The 12,164-nt window shown below is 41.0% G+C and carries 9 protein-coding genes; all 9 read left to right on the plus strand.

From position 1 onward, the window contains the following. Positions 1-36: 36 nt before the first annotated feature. The 9 genes from AAHB12_RS24520 to AAHB12_RS24560 all read left to right on the plus strand — a co-directional run bounded on the left by AAHB12_RS24520 (position 37) and on the right by AAHB12_RS24560 (position 12,093). Positions 37-1,011, plus strand: a complete 975-nt coding sequence (locus AAHB12_RS24520; RefSeq protein WP_342047701.1) for an ABC transporter permease — start codon at positions 37-39, stop codon at positions 1,009-1,011. 453 nt (positions 1,012-1,464) lie between these two features. Then, entirely contained in the window at positions 1,465-2,655 is a 1,191-nt protein-coding gene (tnpB, locus tag AAHB12_RS24525) for an IS200/IS605 family element RNA-guided endonuclease TnpB (RefSeq protein ID WP_342047702.1), read from the plus strand. Between the two features lie 357 nt (positions 2,656-3,012). Further along, positions 3,013-3,186, plus strand: coding sequence for a hypothetical protein (locus AAHB12_RS24530; protein WP_342047704.1), 174 nt, complete (start codon positions 3,013-3,015; stop codon positions 3,184-3,186). A gap of 422 nt (positions 3,187-3,608) precedes the next feature. Further along, positions 3,609-4,865 carry a M48 family metallopeptidase gene (locus tag AAHB12_RS24535; protein WP_342047706.1) on the plus strand — a complete coding sequence of 419 codons (1,257 nt, stop codon included), beginning with the start codon at positions 3,609-3,611 and terminating at the stop codon, positions 4,863-4,865. A gap of 422 nt (positions 4,866-5,287) precedes the next feature. Continuing rightward, positions 5,288-6,877, plus strand: coding sequence for a malate synthase A (gene aceB / locus AAHB12_RS24540; RefSeq protein ID WP_342047708.1), 1,590 nt, complete (start codon positions 5,288-5,290; stop codon positions 6,875-6,877). A gap of 56 nt (positions 6,878-6,933) precedes the next feature. Further along, positions 6,934-8,211 (plus strand): isocitrate lyase, encoded by a 1,278-nt coding sequence (aceA, locus tag AAHB12_RS24545; RefSeq protein WP_342047710.1) that lies wholly within the window; start codon positions 6,934-6,936, stop codon positions 8,209-8,211. A 284-nt stretch (positions 8,212-8,495) separates the two neighbouring features. Next, on the plus strand, positions 8,496-9,512 hold the full coding sequence (locus tag AAHB12_RS24550; RefSeq protein ID WP_342047713.1) for a hypothetical protein: 1,017 nt from the start codon (positions 8,496-8,498) through the stop codon (positions 9,510-9,512). 581 nt (positions 9,513-10,093) lie between these two features. Then, positions 10,094-11,647: an MDR family MFS transporter gene (locus tag AAHB12_RS24555; protein WP_342047714.1), complete on the plus strand. Its 1,554-nt coding sequence runs from the start codon at positions 10,094-10,096 to the stop codon at positions 11,645-11,647. A 239-nt stretch (positions 11,648-11,886) separates the two neighbouring features. Beyond that, positions 11,887-12,093: a YjcZ family sporulation protein gene (locus tag AAHB12_RS24560; protein ID WP_446715608.1), complete on the plus strand. Its 207-nt coding sequence runs from the start codon at positions 11,887-11,889 to the stop codon at positions 12,091-12,093. Positions 12,094-12,164: the final 71 nt, after the last annotated feature.

A 12,164-nucleotide genomic window follows, 5' to 3' on the forward strand; every position in this document is an offset into this window, starting at 1 on the left:
AGAAAAAATTATGTATTATGCGACAGGAGAGATAGCATGAAAACAGACGTATCGGTTTTACAGGCTAGTCGTGCCAAGGGAAAATGGAGTGTTAAAGAGCTATGGAATCAATATAGCACGATTGTGATTCTTGTGTTAATGTGTGTCGTTCTGTCAATTCTTACGTCTAACTTTTTAGAGGTAAACAACCTTCTTAATGTATTGAAGCAAATTTCGATTATCGCTATTTTAGCGGCTGGTATGACATTTGTTATTTTGACTGGCGGTATCGACTTATCCGTAGGATCTACAGTTGCATTGTCCGGTGTTATATCTGTTATGCTTTCGCAGCAGGGAGTCAATGCTGTTATTTCCATGGCAACGGGCGTGATCATTGGTGTGGCAGCTGGTTTTGTGAACGGCTATTTAACAGCTAAAGTAAAGCTTCCGGCATTTATTGTAACGTTAGGAAGTTTTACATATATCAGAGGACTTGCTTATGTAATTAGCGGAGGATATCCAATTGTATTGGCAGACCCGTTATTTAAGTTTTTTGGTGCGGGTGATATTGTAGGGATTCCTACACCGATTTTCATTATGGCCTTCATTTATATCATTACTTTCTTCGTTTTAAAATATACGATGTTTGGCCGCCATGTCTATGCAATCGGCGGAAATGAAGAAGCTGCCAGCCTTACTGGAATTAAGGTAGGAGCTACCCTCATTAAAGTGTATGTAATCAGCGGTCTTTTATCAGGACTTGCGGGCGTAGTGCTTGCAGGCAGATTGTATTCTGGACAGCCAACAGCCGGTGTTGGCTTTGAACTAGATGCGATCGCCGCTGTTATTCTCGGTGGAACAAGCTTTACCGGCGGAGTCGGAACAATTCGCGGAACGATTATCGGAGCGCTTATTATGGGGGTTCTTAGCAACGGTCTCACTTTGTTAAACGTGAGCTATTATTGGCAGCTTGTTATTAAAGGGGCGGTTATTATTCTAGCTGTTTTGTTGGATCGTTTGCGTACGAAATAATGTAGTGTTTGTTGTTGAAAAAGACAACTCGAAGTACAATGTCGATGATTTGAAACGTAGAAAAGGCTAGCGAAAACAATAACTGCAAGAGAAAATATAAAATGGATTGTCATAGAAACCTTTGATTTTGATAGGTTTTTCCTGACAGTCCATTTTTTTACAATGAAAGTATAACTGTTGGGAGCGATGTCTAGCTCCCACGGCCTATTTCCTTCCGCAAAATAACCTTCACCATAAAAGGAAAAAAGTTCCTTCCGTGGTGAGGAACATTTTACAGATTTTCTAAACGGGAAAGCTCGCTCCTTCAGGTGTGGGATAAAAGTGAGGTCAAACAAGGTGTACCTTTAGGTACGTCAATTGTTTGATTTTTTTATGTTGTTTATCACAGCTACTTTTCAAATATTTTCTTTTTTTGTATAATAGATACAGAACGTATGTACTGGGTGTGAAAAAATGAAAATTCACAAAGCATATAAGTTTAGAATCTATCCCACTGAAGAACAGAGAATCTTAATACATAAAACGTTGGGATGCTGTCGTTATATTTGGAATCTGGCTTTAGGCGCTCAAAAGAAACAAGATGCTTATTGGTATATAACTGAGGAAATGGTTCAAAACGGACAACTTCCTGAAAACCGATGGAAATCGGATTTTTTTAACGCAGTGAAAGAACAAAAAGAAGTAACAGAATTGAAAAAACAATTGGATTGGTTGAAAGAAGCAGATTCTACTGCTTTGCAAAACTCTCTACAAGATTTAGGGGAATCCTTTAAACAATACTACCAAAAGAAGAAAGGGAAACCTAAGTTTAAAAGCAAGAAAAATGAGGTGCATTCCTACACCTCCAAATGTAACTATAGTAAAAGTGGTCCGACTATTCGAGTGGAACAAGACCGTTTTATGAAAATCCCAAAGTTAGGGCTCGTTGAATTTGTTCCCACACAACAAGTAAAGGGGAAAATATTGTCTGCTACAGTCAGTATGAATGCAACAGGAAAGTATTTTGTTTCGCTCCTAACAGAGCAAGAAATAGAATATGTACAACCTTCACTCTTTCAAGTGGGTATAGATGTGGGATTAAAAGATTTTGCTACATTTTCCGATGGAACAAAAATTGAAAATCCAAAGTGGCTTCGGAAACTAGAAGACAAACTCATAAAAGCACAACAGGTTCTATCAAGACGGAAATACAACAGCTCCAATTGGAAGAAACAACGCAAAAAGGTAGCGAAAATTCATGGAAAAATAGTCAATGCTCGTACAGATTTCTTGCACAAGATAACTTCTTCGCTTGTTCGCGAAAACCAAGTGATATGCATAGAAGACCTTCGTGTGAAGAATATGCTCAAGAATGGGAAATTGGCAAAAGCAATATCTGAAGTCTCTTGGTTTGAGTTTCGACGTATGTTGGAATATAAGTGCAAGTGGTATGGTAAAACACTTGTCGTGGTAGGCTCCAATTTTGCTTCTTCTCAATTATGTTCATGTTGTGGGCATAAGAACCCAGAAGTAAAGAACTTAGGAGTCCGAGAATGGATATGTTCAGAATGTAATGCAACTCATGATAGAGACGTAAATGCTGCAAACAATATCTTGGCTGAAGGGCTGAGAATTCTCGTCGATGGACAGTCGATGATCGCCTAATGGGTACCGAGCAGTAGTAGGTACATCCTTTTTGAACTGAAGGTTCAAACGACGTAGGAAAACCTGACAGCACAGATTGACCGCTGTGAAGCGTTATGTCTAACGGCGTGGGGGTTAGAATCCCACTGCTTCAGCTGTGGGATTGTCAAACCTCCTGTAGGCGTATCTTCAAATTCCAAATAAGCTGCTACTTGATCCCTTCAGCAAACAGAGCTTTAATAGGCATTTTGAAGGGCTAGAGTATTTTTCGGAAGTTAGGTGTATACACTATCTACCAAAGCCTTTAAATTGTGCTCTAAGAGGTTTTTAGGGGCAGGGGGGTTGGTATGGGGTATGGGAGAAAGGAGGCTAAAAACCATGAAAAAGGATGAGGCCCTAGTAAAAGCTGTTGTCGCTCTCATTGAGAAAGAAAGAAACGCAAATGAGGGAATATTTGTTGGGTCATCGGAACTTGATGAAGTCATAGGCACATTGATATCCCTTGCTGATGATAAAGAACAGGTGATAGAGCATACTTCAAAAGAAATGTAACAACTTCAAGGATTTAAATTAATAAAAAATCACCACATTTTTCACCCTGCGTAAATTTTTCCAATTCCCCCAAAAAAGCTCTCTAAATTTGGAAGAGAGCCTTTTATCATTCATTTTTGATCGAACACAGATAAATGAAGTCACGCCTTTACCCTTCTGTTTATGAACCACAATGTGAGAAAAATAACTATAAGGAAAGCCGGCGCAAGCTGTTAAAAAAATAACTTGCATACATGTTGATCTGATATATTGAAGAATTAGTTTTTCTCCTATGCCCCAGCAACCTTTTTCTTATAAGAGATAAAGGAAGCAATTGAAGGGAGGACCTGAAAGATATCCGGTATTGCTTGTTCTAATTTTTCTGCTGCGCACTACAATAATAGTACGTGCAGTAGTTTGTACATCAAAGGGGAGGGGAACAAATGCGCAAAGCAGTGAGTTGGTCTCTTTTCGTGTATGTATGTTTCGGGCTGTTTATATATTGGTATTTATTTTATGGAACAAGCGCGGACATTCCAGAGGCGTATAAGGGAACAAGCGCAGATCCGGCAACGTTTATGAATGCCCGCGAGCTTATGCTGAGTCAGGAATTTTCTCGCACAAAGTATTTGCTGTTCTTTTTGGCGACACCATTTGAGTGGCTTGTTTTATTCCTGATCCTTGTTCTTGGTATCTCCAAACGATTTGAGGATTCGGCTAAACTGATTACGAGGCTGCGTGTTGGGCAAGTTGCTATTTACTTCTTTTACTTATCGCTGGTAACGACAGTTTTAGCGCTTCCCTTTAAATGGATGGGCTATCAAGTGTCAAAATCATATGGGATTTCAACACAAACATTAGCAAGCTGGTTCAAGGATATTGTGATTGATTTTTGGGTCAACTTTGGCATCATGCTGCTCGTTGTTGCTACTTTGATGTGGCTGATCCGAAAAAGTGAAAAACGATGGTGGTTCCATGCTTGGGCCTTGTCTGTACCGTTTACCATTTTTCTAACGTTTATTCAGCCGGTTGTCCTAGACCCGCTGTATAATGACTTTCAGCCATTGCAAAACCAGGAATTGAAACAAAAAATTCTATCTCTTGCCAGCGAAGCAGATATTCCTGCTGACAATGTATATGAAGTAAATATGTCCGAAAAAACGAAGTCTTTAAATGCATATGTAACAGGTATCGGATCGAACTCCCGTATCGTACTATGGGATACAACTCTGAAGCAGTTGAGTGAAAACGAGATCTTATTTATTATGGCTCATGAAATGGCGCATTACGTGAAAAAGCATATTTATTGGGCTGTAGCCAGTTCGATCGCCATATCATTCGTCGGCTTATATCTCATACATCGCATTTTACAGTTTATCATTGCAAAATGGGGAGGCGTGCTGAACATACGCACTCTTGCCAGTTTGTCGGTACTCCCGTTATTTTTTCTTGTTTCCTCCGTGCTTTCTTTTGCAGTCAGTCCGGCAGAAAACTATGTATCTCGTATGGAGGAGCGGGTGTCTGATCAATACGCCATGGAAATGACGGAAGACAAGAAAGCGGCTGTAGAGACCTTTCAAGATCTTTCCAAAACAAGCTTAAGTCAAGTAAACCCACCAGGACTTGTAAAACTTTTTCTGTATACACATCCAACGATGCTGGAGAGAATCACTTACTTAGAAGAGTATGGAAAGAAGTGAAGGGAACCGTTTATTTATAATTAACAGGTTGACCTAAAAAGGAATGCATATTCCTTTTTAGGTCAATTTCGTTTGTGAAAAAATAGGATAAGAACGCAGTAAATTAGCAGGGATATTTTAATCTCTCTCCTTAGTACTGTAAGAAAGTATAAATTTCCAGTTAGGCACGAATTCGACGTAGTCAGAAATTTTAGGAATCCAGTATAAGTGCAACTACGTCTCTGTCTTCACCCAAGGGCAGGGCTCGCCAATCGACGAGTTTTCTTTATTTTAGGCTTATTTTTCCTTGGTGTTCAACTTTTACATAAAAATTTACCATAAAATTCAAAAAACATCTTCCATTTTTGTGAATCTGTTATATAATATAAAACAGGTAAAGGAATCATGTTATAATACAGAAGGTATAGAAAGGAGTTGGTCATATGCCAACACAAACGGCTGGAGTAACAATTACTGAAGAAGCAACAGCTGCCACCTCTGAAATTTTAACACCGGAAGCACTGGCGTTTATTAAGTCTCTGCATCGGAAATTTAATGGGCGAAGAAAAGAATTGCTTGCGCTTCGCAAGGAAAAGCAGGAGCGAATCAACGCTGGAGAGCTTCCTAGGTTTTTGAAAGAAACAGAGCATATACGAAACGGTGATTGGACAATTGCTCCGCTGCCGGCAGACCTGCAAGACCGCCGCGTGGAAATTACCGGTCCGGTCGATCGTAAAATGGTTATCAATGCTCTAAACTCCGGTGCGAAAATGTTTATGGCGGATTTTGAAGACGCTAACTCTCCTACATGGCACAACAACCTCGAAGGTCAAATCAACTTACGCGATGCTGTCAACCGAACAATCTCACTTAGCCACTCGAATGGAAAACAATACAAACTTAACGAAACAACTGCTGTTCTTCTTGTAAGACCGAGAGGATGGCATTTAAACGAGAAACATATTCTCATAGACGGTGAAGAAATCTCCGGAAGCTTATTTGATTTTGGATTATATTTCTTTCACAACGCAAAGAACTTGCTGGAAAAAGGGAGCGGTCCATACTTTTACCTTCCAAAGCTGCAGAGTCATTTAGAAGCGAGACTTTGGAATGATGTGTTTGTCTACTCGCAGGAGTATATCGGCATTCCAAACAGTTCCATTAAAGCAACTGTACTTATAGAGACCATTCATGCTGCATTTGAAATGGATGAAATTTTGTATGAACTGCGCGATCATTCTGCGGGTCTCAATTGCGGTCGATGGGATTATATTTTCAGCTTTTTGAAAACATTTCGCAAGCTGCCGCAGTTCTTAATTCCAGACCGTGCTCAGGTAACAATGGCGGTTCCATTTATGAAAGCATATTGCCTCAAGGTCATTCAAACATGCCATCGCCGCAATGCACCAGCAATGGGAGGTATGGCGGCACAAATTCCGATCAAAAATGATCCGGTGGCGAATGAGCAAGCATTCCAAAAGGTGCGTGCCGATAAAGAGCGTGAGGCTACGGAGGGTCATGACGGGACATGGGTTGCCCATCCGGGACTTGTGCCGGTGGCAATCGAGGTATTTAATCAGGCGATGGCAACGCCAAATCAAATTCATGTAAAGCGCGATGATGTTCATGTGACAGAGGAGCAGCTCATCGAGGTGCCTGTTGGAACGATCACAGAACAAGGATTGCGCACCAATATTAATGTTGGAATTCAATATATTGCATCATGGCTATGCGGGAGGGGCGCCGCACCTATTTATAACTTAATGGAAGATGCTGCAACAGCGGAAATTTCTCGGGCCCAGGTATGGCAATGGGTGCGTCATGACGATGGCAAGCTTGAAGATGGTACAAAAATTACGTTCAGACTTGTTGAGCAGCTGCAAGAGGAGGAAATGCGGAGAATTCGGCAAGAGGTCGGAGACGAGAATTTTGCGAACGGGCGCTTTGAAGAAGCGGCAGAGTTATTCACGAAACTCGTACGGGATGATGAATTCGTAGACTTTTTAACACTGCCAGCCTACGACATTCTATAAGAAAGCAAGTTATAGGCAATGTATCTTTTATACTATGTAAAGGGGATGACATGATAATGACAAATACAAGAATTCAACAATTACAAGAAAGCTGGGAAATGGACTCTCGTTGGAAAGGAATTACGCGTCCGTATACTGCTGAGGATGTAATTCGTCTGCGCGGTTCTATTGATATTGAGCATACGCTTGCCCGCCGCGGTGCAGAAAAGCTCTGGAAGGGCCTTCATACAGAGGATTACATCAATGCACTTGGTGCATTAACTGGAAACCAGGCGATGCAGCAAGTAAAGGCTGGTTTGAAAGCTATTTACTTGAGCGGTTGGCAGGTGGCGGCAGATGCCAATCTTGCCGGCCACATGTACCCAGATCAAAGCTTGTATCCGGCAAACAGCGTGCCAGCTGTTGTAAAACGCATTAACCAGACGCTTCAGCGTGCTGACCAAATTCAGCATATGGAGGAAAACGGAGAGATTGACTATTTCGTTCCAATTGTAGCTGACGCAGAGGCGGGATTTGGCGGTCAATTGAATGTTTTTGAGCTGATGAAAGGCATGATCGAAGCGGGAGCTGCCGGTGTCCATTTTGAAGACCAATTATCTTCGGAGAAAAAATGTGGTCACTTAGGCGGAAAAGTGTTGCTTCCGACGCAAACAGCGGTACGCAACTTAATCTCTGCACGCCTTGCAGCTGATGTAATGGGGGTTCCAACAATTATCGTAGCCCGTACGGATGCTGACGCTGCGGATTTGATCACAAGTGATATCGATGACAACGACAAGCCGTTCATTACAGGTGAAAGAACAGCAGAAGGCTTCTTCCGTACGCGTGCGGGTCTCGACCAAGCGATTGCCCGCGGTCTTGCCTATGCACCATACGCAGATTTAATTTGGTGTGAAACGTCTGAGCCGAATTTAGAGGACGCAAAGCGCTTTGCAGATGCCATCCATGCAAAATTCCCAGGTAAGCTCTTAGCGTATAACTGCTCGCCTTCCTTCAACTGGAAGAAGAAATTAGATGACAAAACAATTGCAAATTTCCAGCGTGAAATTGCGACATACGGATATAAGTTCCAATTCGTAACATTGGCTGGCTTCCATTCTCTAAACTACGGTATGTTTGAGCTGGCGCGCGGCTACAAGGAGCGTGGCATGGCAGCATATTCCGAGCTGCAGCAGGCCGAATTTGCTGCTGAAGAGCATGGCTACAGCGCAACCCGCCACCAGCGCGAGGTCGGAACAGGCTACTTTGATCAAGTAGCTCAGGTCATTACTGGAGGAACATCTTCAACAACAGCGTTGAAGGGATCTACAGAGGAAGAGCAGTTTACGAAATAAGAAGCTGGTGAGGAGGGGTGTCCCGAAATGAGGGCACCCTTTTTGCGAGTGAAAGGAGAGGGAATCTGGAAGAAGATATTTAATCTGCCTCAATTCCTATTAAAGCCTTTTCATTTTCTAGCTTAATAATATCAATATGCGCAATTTTACTAGATTTTCTGCGCTAGAATCTTAAATTGCATACGGTAATTTAAGTGATTTGTTGTACGATGGGTTTGTTTTCTTAGCAAAAAAGGAATACAATAAAGATAGATATGAATTGGTAATTTCAAGGGGGAAAAATCATGACTGATAAAACAAAAGTGTTCCCAGTTGAAGCAGCAGGAGAAAAGGGACTGAAAAAGAAAGAGGAACTACATAACAAATCGACACGCATAGCTGATGAAGAAAAAGCGAAGGGTAATAGAATGGTAGAGTTAGAGAGTGTTGCTCACTTTAATGAAGCGATGAAAACATTAACGGCCCGCTATTTTGCTGTTTCATTAGAAAGCGTTGAAACTTTTGGAACTCAAATCCAAAGAGCAAACAACTTGGCTTTTCGACTGCATGATATTTTCACATCCGTTATTACAACATCGAGAGAAAGGCTAGAACAAAATCCATTTGGTTTTGAACAGAATAAAAAGGAATTACAAGGAAAGATAGAGGAGCTGTCAGCTAAGCTAAATTCTGAAGAAGAGCTTACAAAATCCCAAGTAAAGCAAATTCTTGAATTAAAAAAGGCTGAAGCACGTTTAGAAAAATTAACACAAACGCAAAAAACTTCTATCGAAAAATTAAATGCAACAATTGAGATACTTCATTCTGATAAGGCAAAGCTAGCAGCTGATAAAGAGGAGCTGCACCTTAAAGTAGAGGCAGCAACGAAAGAAAATCAGGAATCCCTACAAAAGATAGCAGATTTGCAGAATCAATTACATGCTGCACAGCAAGAATTGCAAGAAATAGGAGAGTTAGAACAGCAGTTAGCCCTTGCTGTTGAAACCCACAAAAATGAAATAATACAAATTTCTGAACAAAAAGATTTAGAAAAACAAAGTGAAATATTAGAGCTGCAACAAAAGCTGTTAACTGAACATCAAGAGGAGCTATCCAAAGAAGTTAAGAAAAGAGAAGAAATGAATGATACGGTTTTAGAGTTAAACCGAATCATCGAGAAACAAACAGTAGATGCAGCTAAAGTAAAAAACAAGCATGAGAAAGACATTGAGAAACTAAACAAAAAAGCGCTTGAAGCCCAAAATGGATATGAAGCGCAATTTGCAAAGTTAAAAAAGGAAATTACCGCTTTAAAGCAGTAGAGGAAAGTAAAAAGTGCATTTGAAGAGAGTGCCTCATGACCGCCAAATTAAGAAAATGATATAAACAGACACAAAATGACCATCCTGATTTATTTCACATCTGAATCAGGATGGTCATTTTTCTATGATGAATGTCACCTAGCTTTTTTACACTTTAAGAAATTTCTAGCTGGAAGACAATTCGACGTAGCGAGAAACTTTAGGAATACAGTATAAGGGAAACGATGCCTCTGGCTTCGCCTAAGAGCAGGGCTCACCAATCGGCGAGTTTGCTTTATGAGTAGAGAATTATCAGTATACAAACATATGTTCTTTTAGTAGAATGAGATTACCAAAATGAACCAAAAGGGGGAGAGTGAAGACGTGCGGTTTTCCCAAGCGAGTCTATAAACATACTGTACCTCATAATCTTAATCAGGAACTCTTTTGTTCTTTTTTTGTACGCAATACATAAAGTGTGAAGGCAAGTATGCTTTTTTGCTTACAAAAGAGGGCTTTGAGTTCGAAATATCCAAATGAATAAAGGTTTATATTTTGCATTGCTACTGATTTTCTCTAAATTAAGAAAGGAATTCATAAATATGAGGATAAAACAAAGCAATTTAAAAGTTGTGTTGGCAGGTCTCTTGTTAGCAATTTTAATGGCGTCTATGGATAATACTATTGTCGCTACCGCAATGGGAACAATTGTAGGTGAACTTGGCGGGCTCGATAAGTTTGTATGGGTTACATCTGCGTATATGGTTGCTGAAATGGCGGGGATGCCAATATTCGGCAAATTGTCGGATATGTTCGGACGTAAAAGGTTTTTTATTTTTGGATTAATTGTCTTTTTGTCAGGATCTATTTTGTGCGGAATGGCGGACAGCATTGTCCAGCTTAGTATCTATCGTGCAATCCAGGGAATCGGCGGCGGAGCACTTATCCCAATCGCCTTTACAATTATGTTTGATACTGTACCAGTTGAACAACGCGGCAAGCTAGGCGGATTATTTGGGGCTGTATTTGGTTTATCCAGTATCTTTGGTCCGCTATTAGGTGCCTATATCACAGACTATCTGGACTGGCGCTGGGTGTTTTACGTGAACATTCCTTTAGGTTTATTGGCTTTAGTATTTATCGTTTTCTTCTATAAGGAATCACCTGTTCACACCAAACAAAAAATTGACTGGTGGGGCGCCTTGACACTAGTTGGAGCCGTAATCAGCTTGATGTTTGCATTAGAATTGGGCGGCAATGAGTATGATTGGGATTCAGCTTTCATTCTAGGCTTGTTCGCTGTTTTTGCCGTGTTGTTTGTTGCCTTCATTTTCATTGAACGAAAAGTAACAGATCCGATTATCTCATTTCCAATGTTTAAGGTTCGCTTATTTGCTACAAGCAATCTTTTAGGATTGTTGAGCGGTATGGCTTTCATTACGGCTTCTGTGTATATCCCTATCTATATTCAAGGGGTGTTAGGGGGAACTGCAACAAATTCCGGTCTCGTCCTGCTCCCAATGATGTTAGGTTCGGTTGTTTCTGCTACAACCGGGGGCTTTTTAATGAGCAAATGGAGTTACCGTAACATCATGATCTTTTTTGCTATTATTTTTGCAGCAGGAATGTTCTTATTAACTACATTAGAGCCAGATTCAGGACGATTCCTAGTGACAATCTACATGATTCTGGCAGGTTTAGGAATTGGAGCTACCTTCTCTGTCCTAAGCAATGCGGCCATCCACCATTTCGAACCGTCACAGCGGGGCTCTGTTAATGCTACTGTATCGTTTATCCGCTCATTGGGAATGTCACTTGGAATTACTGTTTTCGGGATTATTCAACGAAATGATTTCTCTGCGAAGCTAAATGATATTTTTGCAAGTATGGGGAACGGGCAAATGGCAGAAAATCCGGCGTTTAAAGACCCTCGTGTGCTGCTTGCGCCGGAGGCTCGCGCTCAGATACCAGCACCGATTTTAGATAAAATTACGGCAGCCCTATCCTCCTCCATCACAACTACATTTATGTGGGCACTCATTCCTACGGCACTAGCATTTATTGTAGCGATGATGATGAGTAAGGAACGATTGCAATCATCTATTGAATATCAGCAGGCTAGAGGGGAACAGAAAGCTGGGCATGCACACCAATAACCGTTTTTGATGATAAAGCGTAATCCGTGTTCAAACACTTATGAGACTGGAACGAAAAGCAATGGGAACCCGTTTGTTGCGAAGATTTTTATTTATGCAGATAAAAAATAGACGCGCTCACATTTCCTCTATAGGCATATGATATGGTATCCGTACAGCAGTATCCCTCCTTATCAACGAAGGGAAGAGTAAAAAAAATGATGTCAAATGCGAATATTCCTTACAGCAACAATGCGCCAATGCCTGCAAATGTGGCTCCTGTAGCCCCTGTTCAACAAGTTCCAGTCTATGGTGGTTATTGCCACACACCATGTTTTGATTATGGATATGGATATGGCGGTTACGGCTGCGGAGGCTACGGTCATGGCTTTGCGCTTATCGTCGTACTATTTATCTTGCTCATCATTATAGGCGCTTGTACTTTCCACCACGGTGATAAGTGTTGAGGTACTAACCTTTACCCCCTTGTATTCGTACAGGGGGGTTTTTGTTGTTAGAATGAAAGGTATGTAAGTAG

The sequence above is a fragment of the Bacillus sp. OTU530 genome, from assembly GCF_038440375.1.